Source organism: Rhodococcus sp. P4_E4 (assembly GCF_056401575.1).
The window spans coordinates 12,194-31,294 of sequence record NZ_JBFUJB010000003.1; the positions used below are offsets into that span (position 1 = coordinate 12,194).

General features: G+C 62.4%; 15 protein-coding genes. 9 read left to right on the forward strand and 6 right to left on the reverse strand.

Annotation, left to right across the window (positions count from 1 at the left end):
* Positions 1-38 precede the first annotated feature (38 nt).
* Positions 39-1,118 (forward strand): ABC transporter substrate-binding protein, encoded by a 1,080-nt coding sequence (locus AC1DVN_RS04475; protein WP_230091086.1) that lies wholly within the window; start codon positions 39-41, stop codon positions 1,116-1,118.
* On the opposite strand, the gene AC1DVN_RS04480 is transcribed toward AC1DVN_RS04475, so the two are convergent.
* A complete protein-coding gene (locus AC1DVN_RS04480; protein ID WP_477993530.1) occupies positions 1,054-1,887 on the reverse strand; it encodes a phosphatase PAP2 family protein in 834 nt (277 codons plus the stop codon). The genes AC1DVN_RS04475 and AC1DVN_RS04480 overlap by 65 nt on opposite strands.
* Before the next feature lie 117 nt (positions 1,888-2,004).
* Between AC1DVN_RS04480 and AC1DVN_RS04485 the strand changes: the two genes are divergently transcribed.
* On the forward strand, positions 2,005-2,679 hold the full coding sequence (locus AC1DVN_RS04485) for a response regulator transcription factor (RefSeq protein WP_030534675.1): 675 nt from the start codon (positions 2,005-2,007) through the stop codon (positions 2,677-2,679).
* Positions 2,680-2,682: 3 nt separating this feature from the next.
* Here the strand turns inward: AC1DVN_RS04485 and AC1DVN_RS04490 are convergent, their stop codons facing one another.
* From AC1DVN_RS04490 to AC1DVN_RS04505, 4 genes are all read right to left on the reverse strand, one after another.
* Entirely contained in the window at positions 2,683-4,071 is a 1,389-nt protein-coding gene (locus AC1DVN_RS04490) for a sensor histidine kinase (protein ID WP_030534674.1), read from the reverse strand.
* A gap of 106 nt (positions 4,072-4,177) precedes the next feature.
* On the reverse strand, positions 4,178-5,575 hold the full coding sequence (locus AC1DVN_RS04495; RefSeq protein ID WP_019747054.1) for a serine hydrolase domain-containing protein: 1,398 nt from the start codon (positions 5,573-5,575) through the stop codon (positions 4,178-4,180).
* 20 nt (positions 5,576-5,595) lie between these two features.
* A complete protein-coding gene (locus tag AC1DVN_RS04500; protein WP_477993533.1) occupies positions 5,596-8,964 on the reverse strand; it encodes a serine hydrolase in 3,369 nt (1,122 codons plus the stop codon).
* Positions 8,965-9,018: 54 nt separating this feature from the next.
* Positions 9,019-10,629: an ABC transporter substrate-binding protein gene (locus AC1DVN_RS04505; RefSeq protein ID WP_477993535.1), complete on the reverse strand. Its 1,611-nt coding sequence runs from the start codon at positions 10,627-10,629 to the stop codon at positions 9,019-9,021.
* Positions 10,630-10,836: 207 nt separating this feature from the next.
* Here AC1DVN_RS04505 and AC1DVN_RS04510 point away from each other — a divergent pair, with 207 nt between their 5' ends.
* The 4 genes from AC1DVN_RS04510 to AC1DVN_RS04525 all read left to right on the forward strand — a co-directional run bounded on the left by AC1DVN_RS04510 (position 10,837) and on the right by AC1DVN_RS04525 (position 14,618).
* The gene (locus AC1DVN_RS04510) at positions 10,837-11,952 is read left to right on the forward strand and encodes a pyridoxal phosphate-dependent aminotransferase (protein ID WP_181447623.1); all 1,116 of its coding nucleotides are present in this window, start codon (positions 10,837-10,839) and stop codon (positions 11,950-11,952) included.
* A 64-nt stretch (positions 11,953-12,016) separates the two neighbouring features.
* Entirely contained in the window at positions 12,017-12,625 is a 609-nt protein-coding gene (locus AC1DVN_RS04515) for a TetR/AcrR family transcriptional regulator (RefSeq protein ID WP_024487531.1), read from the forward strand.
* 91 nt (positions 12,626-12,716) lie between these two features.
* Entirely contained in the window at positions 12,717-14,138 is a 1,422-nt protein-coding gene (gene purB / locus AC1DVN_RS04520) for an adenylosuccinate lyase (protein WP_019747059.1), read from the forward strand.
* Between the two features lie 66 nt (positions 14,139-14,204).
* On the forward strand, positions 14,205-14,618 hold the full coding sequence (locus AC1DVN_RS04525; protein ID WP_070386306.1) for an HIT family protein: 414 nt from the start codon (positions 14,205-14,207) through the stop codon (positions 14,616-14,618).
* A gap of 15 nt (positions 14,619-14,633) precedes the next feature.
* Here the strand turns inward: AC1DVN_RS04525 and fes are convergent, their stop codons facing one another.
* Entirely contained in the window at positions 14,634-15,869 is a 1,236-nt protein-coding gene (gene fes, locus AC1DVN_RS04530; RefSeq protein ID WP_070386333.1) for an enterochelin esterase, read from the reverse strand.
* A gap of 66 nt (positions 15,870-15,935) precedes the next feature.
* On the opposite strand from fes, the gene fepB reads away from it, so the two are divergent.
* The 3 genes from fepB (at position 15,936) to AC1DVN_RS04545 (ending at position 19,015) form a co-directional block, all read left to right on the forward strand.
* Positions 15,936-16,931 carry a Fe2+-enterobactin ABC transporter substrate-binding protein gene (gene fepB, locus AC1DVN_RS04535; RefSeq protein WP_024487532.1) on the forward strand — a complete coding sequence of 332 codons (996 nt, stop codon included), beginning with the start codon at positions 15,936-15,938 and terminating at the stop codon, positions 16,929-16,931.
* Between the two features lie 147 nt (positions 16,932-17,078).
* Positions 17,079-18,356 (forward strand): sensor histidine kinase, encoded by a 1,278-nt coding sequence (locus tag AC1DVN_RS04540; protein ID WP_477993539.1) that lies wholly within the window; start codon positions 17,079-17,081, stop codon positions 18,354-18,356.
* Positions 18,353-19,015, forward strand: a complete 663-nt coding sequence (locus tag AC1DVN_RS04545) for a response regulator transcription factor (RefSeq protein WP_019747064.1) — start codon at positions 18,353-18,355, stop codon at positions 19,013-19,015. Before AC1DVN_RS04540 ends, AC1DVN_RS04545 begins: the two co-directional genes overlap by 4 nt.
* The last annotated feature ends 86 nt before the right edge of the window (positions 19,016-19,101 follow it).

Here is a 19,101-nt window from a genome sequence, read left to right on the forward strand (position 1 = left end):
ATAGTTTACAGTTCCTCAAAGGGTAGGGTCACCTAACCATGACGGTAGATGAAGCTGTCATGCTTCACGACGTACGGGACACGATCATGAATTTTGGACAGAAGTCACGCAGTGTAATGCTGATCGGCGCACTGACATTGGTGGCAGCTCTCAGTGGCTGCTCGAGCGACGCCTCGCCCACAGACACTGACATCAGTGCGTCGACTCCGGCGGACTCTGCGTTTGTCGCTCCGCGAGAAGTCCCGGCTGGAATGGGGAGCGGAAAGTCGGACGGCGAATTCCCTCGTACCGTTTCACACTTCAAAGGGGACACCACGATCGAATCGCAGCCCGAAAAGGTTGTCGTCATTTCTACCGGGCAAGCAGATGCGCTTTTATCTCTCGGTGTCGTTCCTGCGGCTTCGACTCGTGGTGACGGTGCGGACCTGGTGCCGCCGTACCTGTTGGCCGCATACCCCGAATTCCGCGCCCAGCTAGGTGATGTCGTCGACGCAGGTGGGCGCTTCACACCGAACTTCGAAGCGATCGTCAAGCTCGATCCTGACCTGATCTTGATGAATGTTGCAGGGAAGGATGCTGATTCGCTGTACGACCAGCTTTCGGCAATTGCGCCCACCGTGGCAACGCAGGGGACCGGCGTCAACTGGAAGCAGGACTTCCTGCTGGTTGCCGACGGGGTAGGTAAGACGCAGCAGGCGACGGCACTGCTGGATACGTTCAACGCCGACGCCGCGGCCTTGGGTTCGTCCCTTTCGTCGCCGACGACAGTGTCGTTCACCCGCCAGAACGGAAATCGCTTGCGCATCTTCGGTATTCCTTCGTTCACCGGAAGTATCGCCCAGGATGCCGGCCTGACGCGTCCGGAGTCGCAGCAATTCGACGACACCTCCCGAGACATCAGTGAGGAAGAGCTGAACGTGGCGGACGCTGATTGGATCTTCTACGGAGTGCAAGGCGGGGACCCGGCGACGTTGACCAACGCGCCGTTGTGGGCGCAGTTACGTGGAGTGATTGCCAACCATGCCGTTGCTGTCGACGACGACGTCTTCTACCTCAATACCGGGCCGACTGCGGCTCGTGAAGTGCTGAAGGTTCTGCAGAGCGCACTGCAGCAGTAGTTGATTCGGACTGGTTGTGCGTGCCGACGAACCGGAAGACAGCGCCACCCACAGTGACGGCAAGCGTTGCGAGAACAGCTCCGGCAACGACGTCGGTGAGCCAGTGAGCTCCCAAGTAGAGGCGAGTGAGCGCGACGACAACGGTGACCGTCACGGCGAGCAGCATCAGAAGGCGTTTGACGGACGGTGTTCGGTCGACGCTCACAACGAGAACCGCAATGCCGAACAGCGCTGCTGTGCCGGTGACGTGACCGGACGGGAACGAGTGGCCGGTCTCGAGAAGAACCTGGATGTTGGTCGGCGGACGTTCGCGACCGACGAGCGCTTTGATTACCGTACTGGCGACTGCCGCACCGCCAACGGTTCCGATCACGATCAAGCCCGGAACAACCGAACGCGCTCGCCACGATATGAGCACTCCGCAGGTGATCCCGAGCAGCGCGGTGGCGACCGGGCTACCGAGATCTGTGACGGCGACCGCGATCTGGTTGAGGGCGCCGCTCCGATGATCGACCATCCAGTCGGTCACCAGCCCGTCGAAGCTCGTCAACCACCCGTTTCGATATACCTGGATCGAGAGCGTCACCAGGGCGAGGGCGAGCCCGGACGCGCGGAGCGCTGTTGACCGAACGCTGGAGGCCCGGTAGATCGAACCGAATGCGAACAGCGCGGCTGCCACCACGATTGCGGCAACCGCAATTTCTGCGGTGGTGCTCTCGGTCAAGACTTCGGTGACCACGTTTCGCACGGTCGACACAGTTGCTGGCATGAATGCAGTGTGACGATCAGAAGCTGAAGAAACGCTGAACGTAACTCGGTCATGGGCCCACCGTCTGCTCTACTGGGTGCATCCGAACAACTGCGTGTCGACGAAACGGGGCCGGTGGTGCGAGTACTGGTTGTCGAAGACGAAGTACGCCTGGCCGAGACGATCCGGCGGGGATTGGTAGCCGAGGGATTCGTGACCGCCGTGGAACTCAACGGGGACGACGGATTCGCGACTGCCTGCAGCGACGAATTCGACGTGATCGTTCTCGACATCATGTTGCCGGGCAAACACGGATACGACATCGTGCGGGACCTACGCGCCCGGGAGGTGTGGACGCCGATCCTCATGCTCTCGGCGAAGGACGGCGAATACGACCTCGCTGATGCTTTCGATCTCGGTGCCGACGACTACCTGGTCAAGCCCTTCTCGTTTGTAGTATTCCTCGCGCGGCTTCGCGCACTGGTGCGGCGGGGCGCTCCCCAGCGTCCATCGATACTCACCGTGGGAGACCTGTCCCTCGACCCCGCCAAACATCAGGTGATCAGAGCGGGAATCGAATTGACGCTGACGCCACGTGAGTACAGCGTTCTCGAGTTCCTGATGCGCAACAACGGAGTTGTGGTCACGAAGACCGAGATCGTTCGCTCGGTCTGGGACACCAACTACGAAGGTGACGAGAACATCGTCGAGGTCTACATCGGTTACCTACGTAAGAAGGTCGACCTCCCGTTCGGAACCCACAGCATCGAAACCATTCGAGGCATCGGGTACCGCTTTGTCGGCACTGCCTGATCTTCAATCGGTCGGTAGCGGAATTGTCACCTCGAATCGACTTCCACCGCCTACCCTCTCGCTGACGGAAATGGTTCCGTGATGCGCCGCAACGATTTCCGACGCGATGGCGAGTCCGAGTCCGGAGCCACCTCCCTGCCTCGACCGCGGCTGGTCTAGGCGGACGAAGCGTCCGAAGATTCGTTCGCGTTCTGCTGCAGGGATTCCGGGCCCGTCGTCCTCGATCACGATATGGGCTTCGTGGCCGGCTTCGGAACACTCGAGATGCACGAGGGTCTCGGCGTGCCGTACTGCGTTGTCGACCAGGTTTCGCACCATGCGCGCCAACGCCCTCGGGTCTCCGGACACGCGAACCGGAGCAACGGTGGCGGTGACCGCGATCTCGGAGATACCGTCGATCCGCTTCTGCTCGGCGAACAGAATGTCGTCGAGGTCGACGTCGACGACGGTACCGATGGATTCGAGTTCGCTTTCGTCCGAGCGCGCGAGAATCAACAGATCCTCGATCAACTGCCGCATCCGTCGCGCCTCGGGAAGTAGCGCGTCTTCGATCAGTGCGTCGTCGAGGAGATCCGGGCGTCGGTGTGCCAGTTCGAGAGCCGTCGTGATCGTGGACAGTGGACTACGTAATTCGTGGGAGGCGTCGCTGACGAATCGTTGTTGAGCAAGTGCGCCTTCGTCGAGGCGCGCCAGCATGTCGTTCATTGTTGTTGCCAGTCGGGCTATCTCGTCGTTCCCGGACGGGACGGGCACTCGTTCACCTTGACGGCCACTCGAAATCGAGGCAACCCGAGCGCGGATGCGTTCCACGGGAGCGAGAGCCGAACCCACCAGGCGGTAAGTGGCAAACGCGGCCAGTCCAAGAACCAGGGGCCCGGCGATGGCGAGCAGAACGGCAACGGTGGTCACCACGGTTTCAACCGGTTCACGGTCGGCGCCGACGAAGACGGTGACCGGTCCGGCCGGCGTCTGAGCGCCTTGTCCGATCAGCCAGTAGTCCTCGTCGTCGGACTTCTTGACCCTTCCATAGGTGTCCGATTCGTCAGGGCCGAGAATGCGTTCGGACAGTAGGTCGCTGTCAGTTCCAGGCGATTGGGCGACTATTCGGTGATCGGCGTCGACGATCTGCACGATTCCGATCTGGCTGTCGGTGGACAGAAGCGAAGGGTCGAGATCGGCTGGGCTCTTCCCGGTGAGTTGCTGGACCAACTGTGTGGCACGGGCCTCGGAGCTGTTCAGTGCGGACAGGTGCAGGGAGTTCGCCAGTACGAAAACCAGTGCAAGCCCGGCGATCACCAAGCAGAAGGCGATCACGAGGGTCGATGCCACGGTCGTCCGGGCGCGCACGCTCCACCGGGACGGGTGCAGAATCGACTCGCCGATGACGTTCATGGCGTCCAGTCTGTACCTTCGCGGCTGTGCATATATACAAAGGCTGTGCATATACAAAGACGGGTGACGCGGCTTCGTAATCGGACCGCGTCACCCGTCTAGAGGATCAAGCCACTCGCTTGGCGGTTCGGCCGCCGAATTCGAGCATCACGGCGCGTCCGGTGTCATCGGTGACGAAGCGCCCCAGCGTCCGCGTGGTGTCGGCGCGAGCAGCGAAGTCGAGATCGTTGACGAAGGCGATCGGGATCGCCGGCGGCCAGACGATGTCCTCGTATTCGCCGAGGTCCTGCGCGCTGCCCATGCGGACGCCGATTCCCTCGTCACCGGGGGCGACGGTCATGGTCAGGTTGCCGGCCTGGTACTTGCCCAGGACGGCGTCGACGGCAGAGGGTTCGGGCTCGACCACGTCGAGAGATGCCGGCGCGGGCAACTCTGCGAGGTTGGCCATGCACCAGTCGACGATCTTCTTGCCGATTCCGCCGCCGAGTGCGTTGGTCAGCACGGTGACGGCGAAGTTCTTCTCAGGCACGGTCAAGAACTCGGAGACCTGGAGGTTGCTGACGTTTCCGCCGTGCCGCACTACCTGGGTGGTTCCGTATCGAGTCAGCAGCCAGCCGATGCCGACTTCCTCGAACATCATCGCGGCGGGACGCTGCGGCTTCTGCATCAGCAACCGGGTGGACTCGTCGAGCGGCTGTCCCTCACCCGGGTGTTCGCCCGACAGTGCGTAGCGTGCCCAGACGAGCTGATCGCGCACCGAGGACCACATTCCACCGCAGGGCGTCATACCGCGGTCCAGTCCGGTCTCGTTGGACACGAACGGCTCACCCTCGCGGATGTAGTGGCCGAGTGCAAACCGGTGGGTCATCACGTCCCAGGGCAGGAACGCCGAGTTCTTCATCTCGAGTGGGTCCAGAACGCGCTGCTTGACCAGCTCTTCGAAGGTCAGTCCACTGATCTTGGCTACGACGTATCCGGCGAGAACGAATCCGGAGTTGCTGTAGGAGAAGACCTCTCCGACGGGAAATTCCTGTCGTAGTTCTTTCAGCCGTGAAATCGATCGACCCAGGGCGTCTTCACCCCAGCCGGCCGAGAGGCTGGCGTCGCCGGTGAATCCGCCGGTGTGCGTCAGAAGATGACGCATCGTGACTGTGCGGGTGGCTTCGTCGTCGGCGAGGGTCAGTTCGGGGACGTACTCGACCAGTGGGGTGTCGAGATCGAGTAGGCCGTCCTCGACGAGTGCCATCGCGGCTGTTGCAGCAAAAACCTTTGTGGTGGAGCCGATCATGAACATCGTCTTGTCGGTGACCGGGAGCTGGGTTTCGACGCTCTCGATGCCGCTGGTGACGACGATGTCCTTGTCGCCGTGCACGATACCGACCGAGACGCCGGGGATGTTCGCCTCGACCCTCCACTGGTCGACGAGTTCCTGAAGCTGTTCTTGCATCTTTGATTCCTCGAGTTCGCTGGCGTTCTGTGTTTCGGCGTTCGGTGTTTCCGTCATCGTATGTGTATCGGTCGTCGTCACGCGTTAACCCGTGGTAGGAAGCGGAATCCGACGTACACGCCGTCGCGGTGCGGCCGTACCGTCGTCCAACCGGCGGCCCCGGGTTGACGGGTGGTCCAGGTCCCCGGGATCTGCGACGGTACGAGAGTGGCTACCGCTGCAGGCTTCTTCGGAGCTGTTTCGTCTTCCTCGGGATTCGGGATGACGTCGCCGATGACGGTGATCACAGCCTCGTCAGCGGACTCTCCACGACGGAACTCGATTGCTATTCCGCCCGAGCTGTACTTACCCAGAACCGAATCCGGAATCGACTCCACACTCGCGGGGTTCGGGGCGAGGGCTTGCGGAGGTTCGAGTCCGACCAATGCGGCTGCGGCTTCGGTGAAGAGATCACGATAGAGGCCGTCTGCTTTGCCGCCGCTGGTCAGCAGCGCGATCGCGACATTGTGGCGGGGGAAGATGCGCAGATATGCGTGCTGCCCGATGGTGCTGCCGTCGTGGCCGAAAATTTCTTCGCCCGACCAGGTTTCGTGGAACCAACCCAGACCCCAGCCCGACTTGTCCGGGAACAGTTCGCTGATGTCGATTTCGGGTGTACGCATCGCGGCGGCTGATTTTTCCGACACGATCCGCACACCGTCGACGCTCTGACCTTCGAGAAGGCCGAGTTCCGCGAACGTGAGCAGATCTCCGATGCTGGCAGTGATGCAGCCGGCCGGCCCCATCGAGCGCGTGATCGGCCAGACGGGCATCACGACGGAGTTCCCTGTATGGCCCGCTGCCACAGAGTATCTCGGAGTATCTCCGGTCAACGTGAGTGTGTGCGCGAGGCCGAGTGGATCGATGATCCGCTCCTTGAGGATGTCGTCCCAGATACCGCCGCGAAGAACCTCGACGATACGAGCTGCAAGGACGTACGCGGAATTCGAGTACGCGAAGCCGTCCTCGAGTGGATGAACCTGACGGAAGTCACGCAGGCCCTCGACGTAGCGTTCGACGACGTCGTCTCCGCGACCCTTGTCGATGAAGAGGTCACCGTCGATTCCGTTGCGATGGTTCAGAAGTGCGCGAACCGTGATGCGGGCGGCTGTTTCCTCGTCCTGCAGTGCGAAGTCGGGCAGGATCGACCGGACGGTCGCGTCCAGGTCGAGCAAGCCTTCGTCGACCAGCTGCATGACCAGCATCGCGGTCCATACCTTGGTGATGGATCCGATCTGGAACAGGGAGTCGGTGGATACCTCGACCCCGGTGTCTGCATTGATCACGCCGGAAGCCACCGTCGTACGGGTGATTTCCTTGCCGCTGGAATCGAGTGTGAGAATACCGAATTGAGCACCGGTGACGCCGTAACGCTCACACAGTACGTCCAGTGAGCGCTTCCACGCGTCGGCGCCGGCAGATGCGTTGGCCAGGCCGGTCTTGGGCAGCTTCGCGGAGGTGTATCGCTTGACCCACTCGATGAGCCGTGTGCTGTAGTCGATTCGGTGCGAGATCGAGCCGTTGACGAGGAAACCGTGGCTTGCACCGGGATACGCCACCAGTCGGGTGGGTACATGCAGCTGGCGAAGTGCGGCGAACCAGGCCTCGGCTTGACCCAGCGGGCACCGCTCGTCCGACTTTCCGTGCAGGATCAGCGTCGGAGTCACCACGTTCTTCACGGCGGCGAGCGGTGAGGCTGCCAGGAGCCCCGCGGAGTTCTCGGGAACAGTGGTGCCCGTGGCGAGCGACGCGAGGTGCGGACCGAAATCGCAGACTCCGGCCATAGCGTTGAAATCGCAGATCAGCCCACCGGCCACCGCCGCGGCAAAGCGATCGGTCTGCGAGGTGAGGTGGCAGGTGCTGTATCCGCCGTAGCTGTACCCGGTGATCGCCAGGCGGTCCCCGTCGACAAGTCCCTCGGCGACAAGCGCGTCGATCGGCTCGAGGAAGTCGGCTTGGTCCGAGGTACCCCAGGCGCCGTTGACGGCGTACATGAAGTCTGCGCCGTACCCGTCCGATCCACGTGGATTGAGGGTCAGGATGCGCCAGCCCTGCGCTGCGAGAACCTGGTGGGCGGGGTGATAAGTATCGGCAACGCCGGTCCACGCGTTGTGCGGTCCACCGTGAATGTCGAGCAGAAGGGGTGCAGCGCCATCAGTTTCGGGATCGGACAGCAACCAGCCATGCACGGTAAGGCCGTCGGAGATGGTGAATTCGCGCTCCTCGGCGGCAAACAGGGTCACCTCGGGGAGTGCTTCTGCGGTGAATTTTGTCAGCGTGGTGACAGCGCCGCTGTCGAGATCGACGAGTGCGACCTCGCCGAAGGACTGCTGTGTGGTGACGATGACGGAGGCGACGCGGGCGTCACGGGCAACGGAGAGCGCCGAGACGACCTCGTTGGGATTGGCGACGAGGGAGCGAGAGGTTCCGGTTTCGATGTCGGCTGCATACAGATGCGTCCATCCGCGATCGCGGAGGCAGAACACGATTTCGTCGCGAGTATTCGACAGTGCCGGTGTGCCACCGGGGTAACCGGGCGCGCCGGGCATCACGTTGCGATCGAGATGAGCTGTGAGGGTGACGTCGACCGGTGTCTCAGTTGGGCCGGGGACGGACAGACGGATCAGGTCGGCAGTTCCGACACGGACCTCGGGGGTGCCGATGGCGACGACCGAATCTCCTTGCGGGTGCCACAGTGTGGAGCCCTGCACCCCGGTGGCGTGACCGAGTCGCTGCGGCGGAACTGACAGATCGTCGACGAGGATTCGGTAAGCGCTGAACGTGAGGTTCAGATCGCTGTCCGGTTCGAGATTCGCGGTGAAGGCAAGAGCCGTGCCGTCGGGCGACCAGGACGGTACGTCCGCATTCCAATCACCGTCGGTGAGGCGTCGTACTGCCTTCGTCTCCAGATCGACGGTGTGCAGGTGGCGACGGAAGGTGCCGAGCCAACCGGCGCCGTCCACCTTGTATCCGAGTCGGTCGGTGACGATGGGCGCATTCGGATCGGTGGAGTCCGAACGTGAGATCACAGCGGCGAATGCAATGGCATTTCCGTCCGGGCTCCAGACCGGTGCGCCGGCACCGAGGGGGAGTGATGCTGCTGTGGTGAGGGTTTCGGCCTCGCCGCCGGCGAGCGGGATCAGGTGCAGCTGCGCGGAGTCGCCGACCTTGCGGAGGAAGGCAATCGAAGTTCCGTCCGGAGAGAACCGAGGTGCCGAATCGGCGGGCCCCGCAGTGAGGCGGCGAGCCTGGGAATCGCGGGACACTGCCCAGAGAGATGTAGTTGCCTTTCCGGCAACAATTTCCGAGCGAACGAAGACGACCACGGTGCCGTCGGGCGAGATTGCGGTTTCAGTGGGTGTGACCACGCGGTGGAGGTCGTCGAGAACAAATGGACGGTCAGTCATGTAGATCCTTCGAATCGGAGAAATAGATGCAGACGTAAAGCTTTGTCTTCCGGCTTATTTCAGAACTCGGATGCCTGGGCCCGCCAGGGTTCCACCAATCGGCGCGTACAGGGACGTCGCACCGTTGAAGAACATGAAGTTCGGCGATGTGGATACCGGAACGACGTCAGAAGAGGTGAACAGCGCCTGTTCCGCTTCCTTCCACACCGAGCAGGATTCCTGGCCGGGCAGAACAGATGCCTTCGCAGCCAGTTCGGTGTACTCGGGATTGTCGATCGATGTGAAGTTGACGCCCGCCGGCGGGATCGGGCCGGAGAAGTACGGAACGAAGATGCTGGGAGTGTCACTCTGGACGGTCAGACCGATCGAGATCGACCAGGATGTCAGGTCCTTTGCCGCGAACGTATTGGAGATGATGAAATTGTTGTCACCACCGCGAAGCTCTACCTTCGCGCCGAGTTCCTGCCACTGCTTCATCGCGTATTCTGCTGCTGCAGAAGTGGTATCGCGGTAGTTGGCAAAGATGACCGTCAATTGCAGCGATTGACCGTCCTTGGTCAGAACGCCGTCGGATCCGGGCTTCCAGCCGGCGTCGGCGAGGGTCTTCTTCGCCGCAGCCATGTCGAACTTCGGAACTACACCGGTGACACTGTCGTAGTCACATGCCCGCGGATCGACAACGGCCAATGCCGTAGCGCGCGAACCCTTGCCACCGGTGTTGATGTCCGTGTAGTCGTCGAGATCGATTGCCTGCACGAGCGCGCTGCGCACCGCTTCGTCCTTGGTGGGAAGAGCAGCATTGTGGTTGAAGATGAACTGCCCGCTCAAGGTGTTCGACGTCATCGATTCCAGGCCGGACGCTTCCACACGTTCGATATCCGCACCGGCCACCGGTGCTGCGTTCACCGTTCCGGTGAGGACCAGGTTCGCCGTCGTCGCCGCGTCGGTCACGATCTTGATCGTGACGGCCTTGGGCACTCCGAGGGTGTCCGATGTGGTTTCGCCGTTCGGTCCCCAGTTGTATCCGTCGCGGCGTTCGAGCGTCACGTGATCGTTTGCCACTACTTCGGTGATCTTGAACAGGCCGGTTCCGTTGCTGCTGCCGCGAACACTGGCGGGGTCGTCGAGTGCTGCCTGGCATGCCAGTTTGAGAGCACCGATGCGCTCGAGCAGGAAGGGCGCAGGTTCCGCCGTCTTGATCGTGAGCTCGTCGCCATCGGCGGTTGCTACTGCAGTTTCGGGTACCGACGCTCCCAGCCACGGCGAGCCGTTCGTCTTGTCGACGACCCAGTTGATGTTGTTCGCGGCTGTCTGGGCAGTGAACGTCGTGCCGTCTTCACACGTGATCCCTTTTTTGAGGGTGAAGTTCAGCGAAGTTCCGTTCTCGCTCCATTTTTCGGCCAGATACGAGCCCGCTGCACGGGTTTTGGGGTCGATGGCCAACAACGAGTCGTTGGTATAGCTGTTGATTGCCTGCGTGGCAGTCAGGTTGGTGATCAGGGGATGAAGGTTGCCGGGGTCGGTGTTCACGATCGTCGTGAAACTCCCGTCCTTGGCGTAGTCCCCGGAGGTACCGCCGCCAGGATCAGAGGTGCTTCCGCACGAGGCAACCGTGAGAACGCCGATCGTGACCAGAGCCGCGGTGGGCACTGAGCGAGCTTTCATCTGATGCACCTTTTGATCGAAGGATGTCGTTGATCAATGCTGCGCGAGGGACGTGGCCCAGGTCTCGTTGAATCGACTCATGCTGAGCACCTGAATCTGTCGGATCGTCACAATGGATGGTCGTCGTTTCTCACAGAAGTGTGGTTCGGCTACCGTCGGGGTGTGCGCTCAGAATCTCGTCGATCAGATATCCAGACCTTCCATGTCATGGATGTATGGAAGGCCGCGACCGAACGTCAGCGGACGCACGGTGACGTTCTGACGTTGGCTGCCGGTCAACCGTCGACCCCCGCGCCGGCACCGGTGCTACGTGCGACGCGCGAGATCCTCGGCACCGAACTACTCGGGTATACCGAGACTTTCGGGATCCTGCCGCTACGCGAAGCTATTGCGCGCTACCACAGCGAGCGATCGGGAATAGCCGTCGACGCCGAAGACGTGGTGGTGACGACAGGTTCGTCCGGGGCGTTCACCTTGCTTTTCCTGGCCGCGTTCGACGAGGGCGACACCGTGGTGGTCGCTCGCCCCGGATATCCCGCCTACCGCAACACCCTTGCCGCTCTCGGCTGCAACGTCGTCGAAGTCGACTGCGGGCCGGCAACCCGATACCAGCCGACGGTGGACATGCTCGAGGCCTTGCCGTCGCCGCCTGCCGGTCTGATCGTCGCCAGCCCGGCAAATCCGACGGGCACGGTGATCTCGCCCGAGGAGCTCGCTGCGTTGGCGACGTGGTGCGAGCAGCACGGCACCCTTCTGATCTCGGACGAGATCTACCACGGCATCGGATACGGCGATCAGCACACGTCGAGCGCCTGGGAGACCTCACGCGAATCCGTAGTGATCGGCTCGGTGTCCAAGTACTTCTCGATGACGGGTTGGCGGCTCGGGTGGATGTTGGTGCCGACGTACTTGCGGCGCCCGCTGCAGAGACTCGCGTCGAACATGACGGTGTGTCCACCCGCGATCTCTCAGTACGCCGCCATCGAGGCGTTCTCGGACGAGGCGAAGGTCGAGTTGGACGGGCACGTTCAGCGGTACGCCGTCAATCGTGAACTGCTGTTGACCGGGTTGCCGAAACTGGGCATCACCGAACTGGCTCCCGCCGACGGTGCGTTCTACGTCTACGCGGATATCGGCCATCTGTGTGGCGACGAGGGCGCCACCGCGTGGTGTGCCCGGTTGCTGACAGATACCGGGGTCGCGTTGGCACCCGGAATCGATTTCGACACCGTCCACGGAAACCGGATGGTCAGACTTTCGTTCGCGGGCGCGACAGCCGACATCCAGGAGGCGCTGACCCGCCTCGAGAAGTGGCTCGGGTAACAAACAGCAGGGTCTTCGAGCTGTTTCGCCATGCGGAGGTGCCCTCTGCTGGCACGATGTCGTGGTGTCTTCTGCAGCTACGCCCAAGGGTGAACGACGTCGCCAAGCTCTGGTGGCGTCCGCTGCTGAACTTTTGCTGGAGGGCGGGTTCGACGCCGTTCGTCACCGAGCGGTGGCAACCAGGGCCGACCTTCCTCTGGCTTCGACGACCTATTACTTCGACTCACTCGACGATCTGATCGCGTGTGCCGTCGAGCTCAACGGCAACGCCGACATGGAAGCGATGCGCGCCAGAGTGGCTGCGGTGACCCAACGTCGGCGGGGCGCGGAATCAACCGTCGAACTTTTGGTCGAGCTGCTGCTCGGAGACGAAGAGAAGCGGCCGGAGAGCCGCGAACGATTGATCTCGCGCTACGAACGATTTGTGGCGTGTGCCCGTCATCCCGCGCTTCGTGACGTGCAGTTGCGCCTACGCGCCCAGCTCGACGACCTGTTGACCGATGCGCTTCGACGCTCGGGCCGAACGGCTCCCGAGGGGCAATTGCGCCGTCTTGTCGCGATGGTCGACGGCGCGATGATCACGGCGCTCGGGGAGTACGACCCGGATCCACGCGGGTTGGCCAGAGGAATGCTCTTGGAATCGATCGACGTGATGGCGCCGCCGGTCGTCTAGCTCGGGGGTGACAGCTGCTCTAGCTCGGGGGTGACAGCTGCTCTAGCTCGGGGGTAACAGCACTGCTCGGCCACCGTTAGACTGAGGCCTCGTGAGCCGCATCCCGAATGTCCTTGCCAACCGATACGCCAGCCCTGAGCTTGTTGCTCTGTGGTCTCCCGAGTACAAGATCGTGCTCGAGCGTCAATTGTGGGTGGCGGTGTTGCGTGCGCAGGCAGAGCTGGGCATCGACATTCCGGCCGACGCCATCGACGACTACGAGCGCGTCATCGACAACGTCGACCTGGCGTCCATCGCGGACCGCGAGCGGGTCACCCGCCACGATGTGAAGGCACGCATCGAGGAATTCAATGCACTCGCCGGACACGAGCAGGTCCACAAGGGCATGACCAGCCGTGACCTCACCGAGAACGTCGAGCAGCTGCAGATCGTGCGTTCTCTCGAACACGTCTACAACCACGGCATCGCCGTCGCCGCCCGTCTGGGTGAGCGCGCTGCCGAGTACTCGTCCATCGTGATGGCCGGCCGCTCGCACAACGTCGCAGCTCAGGCCACCACCTTGGGCAAGCGTTTCGCTTCTGCGGCCGACGAGCTTCTCGTTGCACTGACGCGTCTGCGTCAGCTGATCGACCGCTACCCGCTGCGTGGGATCAAGGGCCCGATGGGTACCGCTCAGGACATGCTCGACCTCCTCGACGGCGATGCGGCCAAGCTCGAGCAGCTCGAAGCGAAGGTCGCGGAGCACCTCGGATTCGCTCACGTACTGACCAGCGTCGGCCAGGTGTACCCGCGTTCCCTCGACCACGACGTCATCTCCGCGCTCGTCCAGGTCGGCGCGGGCCCGTCGTCGTTTGCACACACGATCCGCCTGATGGCCGGCCATGAGCTGGTCACCGAAGGCTTCCAGCCCGGCCAGGTCGGCAGCTCGGCGATGCCGCACAAGATGAACACCCGCTCGTGCGAGCGAGTCAACGGACTTCAGGTGATCCTGCGCGGCTACGGCTCCATGGCAGCCGAGCTCGCGGGTGCACAGTGGAACGAAGGCGACGTCTTCTGCTCCGTCGTGCGCCGCGTCGCTCTCCCGGATGCGTTCTTCGCGATCGACGGCATGTTCGAGACCTTCCTGACCGTGCTGATCGAGATGGGCGCGTACCCGGCCGTCATCGAGAAGGAACTGACGCGCTACCTGCCGTTCCTCGCCACGACCCGCGTTCTCATGGCAGCGGTGCGCGCGGGCGTCGGACGCGAGACCGCGCACGAGGCGATCAAGGAGAACGCCGTCGCAGTTGCGCTGGCGATGCGTGAGGAAGGCAAGGAGCCCGACCTGCTCGATCGCCTTGCCGCCGACGACCGTTTGCCGCTCGACCGCGCCGCACTCGACGAGGCTCTGGCCGACAAGGCGGCCTTTGTCGGCGCCGCGTCTGCTCAGGTCGACGCCGTTGTCGCCGAGGTGCAGAAGCTTGTCGACGCCAACCCCGAAGCTGCGGCGTATGCGCCGTCGCCGATTCTGTAAGGGCTACGCCCCCGTGCGCCTTTTCGGTAGTCACCACCACCGAAAAGGCGCACAGGGTCGAAGAGCATGAACTGCATCTTCTGTTCCATCATCGCCGGTGAGGCCGAGGCCAGCGTCGTCTACGACGACGCGAATGTCCTTGCCTTCATGGATATTCGGCCGTTCACATCCGGCCATCTCCTGGTCGTGCCGAAGCGCCACGCCAGTGGATTGTCCACGCTCGATTCCGGCGACGGTGCCAGGATCTTTTCCGTCGCACAGAAGATCGCCGCAGCGATGCGTACCGGACCTCTCCCCATCGACGGAGTGAATCTGCATCTCTCCGACGGAGCTGTTGCGGGGCAGGAAGTCTTCCATGTTCATCTGCACGTCATTCCGCGAAATCGCGGCGACGGCTTCGGCCTGCGTGCGCTACCTCGCACGCCCAATCGGGCAATTCTCGACAGCACGGCTGCCGTCATTCGCGGTGCACTGAACTAGCGGCACCGGCCACTTTCATGGACTGCCGATCAGTTCGACAACGGAGTCCAGAAGGACACTGCGCCAGCACAGCCAGTCGTGGCCGCCGTCGAAGATCCGATACGACACTTGCGCTCCGGCAGCCTCCAACGCCTGTGCGACCGCTGCGCTGTGCCCGACCATGTCGGACTCGTGCCTACCTACTTCGAGGACAACGCGTAAACCGTCCGGCACGCCATCGCGCTCGATGCGTGCGGCGATGTCTCCACCCGGCGGACCGTCCTCGCCGCGCTTCAAGCCTGTCGGCCACCAGAATGAACCGGACCCGCTGGCGACCAGCGCGAAGTGTTCGGGGAATTCGAGTGCTGCGAACATCGAGGCCAGGCCGCCGAAACTCTGCCCTGACACCACCGTTCGCGTTCGATCAGACGAGAAGGGTGCGACGGCGCGCACCTGCGGAAGTAGTTCGTCGACGACTGCACTCCAGTAGTCGCGGTTGCACGGCAATTCCTTCGAACGACGTTGATTGTCAACGGAATCAATGGCCAGCAGAACGCAGGACTTCAGTTTGCCGGTCTGGACTGCACGATCGAAGGCGGCACCTGCTGGCATGACCTCGGCCCAGTGCCGCCCGTCGAGAAGTATCACGAGCGGCCGTTCTTCGAGCGGTGTCAATCCGTCGTCCACGGTCTCGTAGATCCACACCGGCCGCTCGACGTCCAACGTCGAACTGGCCCAGGTGAGCTGTATCGACTTCCTGAAAACTGGAGCATCCCAACCGAACTGGACCGGCGCCGAGGGCATCTCGGCGACGGAACGCCTTGTGTCCACGCCTGCGGAGAGCGGATTGAGTGGGTCGGCAATTCGGTGTTCGAGCAACCCCAACCAGCGGGTGCGGCGGGTCGTGTCTTCCTTGCCTGCTCCCGGATAGTCGAATTCGTCGACTACGGACTTCGGCGCCGGGATGATGCTGTAACTGCTGCGCCAGGTGTTCGAGACTTCGGCGGCGTAGAACCACACCGGACTCTCGCCGATCCGTTGCATCACGCTGAGTTGTTCCGCGTGATGGTCGGTCAACGAGTTTGCGTCGAGGTAGACGCGGTCGACTTCCGTCTCCTCGGGCTGTCGCCAGAGGAAAGTTACTCGAACAGTATGTGTGTCAACACTTTCGATGATCGGCGTGCCTTGTTGCACTATCCGGTTCCAGAAGGTGTCGATGTCGGGCGAGGCCGCGAGGGAAGCGGACAATTCTGTCACCGCCTGAGTTAGCATGAGCACAGCCTAACCTAATTTCATGGGCTTTTGAATTCGAGGAGTGGTCCGCCAGTGGGCGTCACAATGAAAAAATCGCGCGCCTTGAAGGTGCTCTCCGCAGTCTTGGTGGCAGGGTTCGCTCTCGCCGGATGTAGTTCTGCGGATGCCGATTCCGGTGCTGATTCGGCTGCATCGCAGGGTAATTGGCCCCGCACGGTGGAAACGCCGAAGGGGCCGGTGGAGATCACGTCGAAGCCGGAGAGGATCGTCTCGACCAGTGTGACGCTGACGGGCACGCTGTTGTCGATCGACGCTCCGGTGGTGGCTACCGCATCGACGGGACCGAACACCGACGTATCGGATGCGCAGGGGTTGTTCACACAGTGGGGCGACATCGCTCGAGAACGTGGACTCGCAGTGCTGCCGATGGGCGGAGCGAACGCAGAATCCGTTCTGGCCCAGAACCCGGACCTCATCGTCGTCTCGGCGACGGGAGGTGACTCCGTCGTCGATCTGTACGAACAGTTCACGGCCATCGCTCCGACAATCGTGGTGGACTACGGCGGAAGTAGTTGGCAGGAAGTGGCCGCCGTGCTGGGTGAAGCGACAGGTCTCGAAGACAACGCAGCGGCCACGGTCGCGAAATTCGACAGCGCAGTAGAGGCAGCGAAGGCCAAGATCACACTTCCCCCGCAGCCGACCACCGCGCTCGTCTACTACGAGGACGGCAGCGGCGCCAATATCTGGACGCACGAGTCCGGGCAGGCGAAGTTGCTCACGGCGATGGGTTTCACGGTCGCCGACATTCCCGAGTCTGCGAAGAGCAGTGAATCCATGGGTAAGCGCAAGGACATCATTCAGGTCTCGGCCGAGAACCTCTACGACGGTATCGCGGGCAACACCCTGATCTTGGTCAGCGCCGACGACGGTGCGGTGAAAGCGGTCGAGGCACTTCCCCTGTTGGCGCAGCATCCGGCAATTCGTGATCACCATGTCTATGCCGTGGGGCTCGATACCTTCCGTCTCGACTACTACAGCGCAACCAACATGGTGAACCGGTTGGTCGAGCAGTTCGGCTGATCCATAAGTACTAGTGCTTTCACCCCGAACTAGTCCTTTGGTTGTAGCCGAGAATCGAACATTCCCTTCACGTTCGTCGAATGTGGGACCAAGTGGTGCGCGCATGCCACCATGAACGTCAATCATCGGATGCGGAATGGGGAGTGGATGTTCGACTCGGCTGGTCAGAATGTCTCGGGGCAAGCCCTGGCATCGCGAGGGTGGGGACGTTTCAACCTGAACAACCCGGCCACGGCGGCCGTGATCGTCGGCCTGCTGAGTGTGCCGTGGGTGTTCGGTCTCGCCAGTCTCAAGACTGAACCCGAGACGAGCAATCGAGTGCTGAGCGATCCGGGAACCGTCGTCGGCATCATGGGTTTCCTGACGGTGTTGACCGTTGTGGCGTGTGCGCGCCGGCGGTACCCGATCGCGTACTACCTCCTGACGTTGGCAGGATCCGGCGGATTGATGCTCTTCCTCGGGAGTCGATCGCTGGGGGCCACGCCGCTTTTCTGGTTCGCGATCATGGCAGTGTCCATCCGGGTGAGCGGCATGCGCCTGGTCGGACTGCTGGTCCTCGGAATGGCGCTGGACGTGATCTTGGCGATGTATCTCACCGAGCGGGACGGGCTGACGGTCGCAGAGGTTCAGGTGGGGGAGTTGCCCCACCTGTTCCTCGAGCCGGCGGCAAACACCGTCACGAGTTTTCTGGTCGTCGCAGCCATGGGAAAGATCGTCGCGCGTCTGCGAAAGCAAGCAATGGAGAACAGTCAGGCGGTAGCGGATCTGCACCGGGACCGCGAACGGAAGATCGCGAATGCCGTTGTCGCCGAACGGCAGGACATGGCACGTGAGTTGCACGACGTCGCGGCTCACCACATGACCGGCATGATCATCCAGGCCCGTGCCGCCGACAAGTTCTTCTCGAGCAATCCCGAACAAGCGCAAGCCCTCCTGGGCGGCGTCATCGAGCAGGGGCAGCGGGCCCTCAACAGCTTGCGGCAGATCGTGGGGATCCTCCGTCTGGGTGAGGAAGACCCCGATTTCCCGACGCCTATGGTCTCCGACATCGACGAGTTGGTGGACGACTGCAGGCGCACCATCTCGTCGATCTCGCTCGAGAAGGTCGGCCGCTTCGACGACCTGGACAGCGGAGTCCAGTTGACGTGCTACCGCATCGTCCAGGAGGCGTTGTCGAACGTCCTTCGCCATGCGCCGGGTAGCGAGTCCAAGGTATGTCTGAGCCGAGAAGCCGGTGCGGTGAGAGTCCGGGTGATCAATACGCTCGGGAATGCTCGTCCGTCCTCCGACGGGCAAAACCTCGGAATTGTGGGAATGCGCGAACGCGCGACACTCATGGGTGGTCAATTGGACGCCGGACCGAATTCGGAAGGTGAGTGGGCTGTGCAGGCACTGGTGCCGGTGAACGGGAGGATCAACGCATGATCGACGTCCTTATTGCAGACGACCAGCAGGTGGTACGGCAGGGGTTCGAACTGTTTCTCTCCGGCCACCCCGAGATTCGCGTCGTCGGGCATGCCAAGACGGGAGTCGAGGCGTACGAGCAGGTGCGTGCACTGCGTCCGGACGTCGTACTGATGGATATCCGAATGCCTCACGGTGACGGGTTGACCGCGACCAGGGAGGTCCTTGCCGAGTTTCCGGCGACCCGCGTCGTCGTGATCACCACGTTCGATCTCGACGAGTACGTTTTCGAGGCGCTCGACAGTGGCGCCGCAGGGTTCCTGCTCAAAGACGCCGATCCCGAGGAGCTCTCGTCGGCAGTGCTGACCGTGGCCGAGGGTGGCTCGGTGCTCTCTCCGAGATTGACGTCGAGACTGATCGTGGAGTTCGCGAGGCGCAAGCCGGCACCGATGTCCACAGCGCGCTCCGGATCGGATCACGGTCTCAGCGCGCGTGAAATGGATGTGGTGCAGTTGCTGTCACAAGGCTTGGGAAACAACGACATCGCAGATTCTCTCAGCCTCGAGCAGAGCACGGTGAAGTCGCACATCAGCAACATCTGCAAGAAGCTGCAGGTGCGCACCCGTGTGCAGATCGTCATCTGGGCGTACCGAAACAACGTGATCGCCGTATCGCGCTGACGCACGGGACGCTGCGGCGCATCCGGCACGGCACGGGCAGAGAAAGTCCACGTGCCCGGGTTCGACCCCTCGTCGAACCCGGGGCA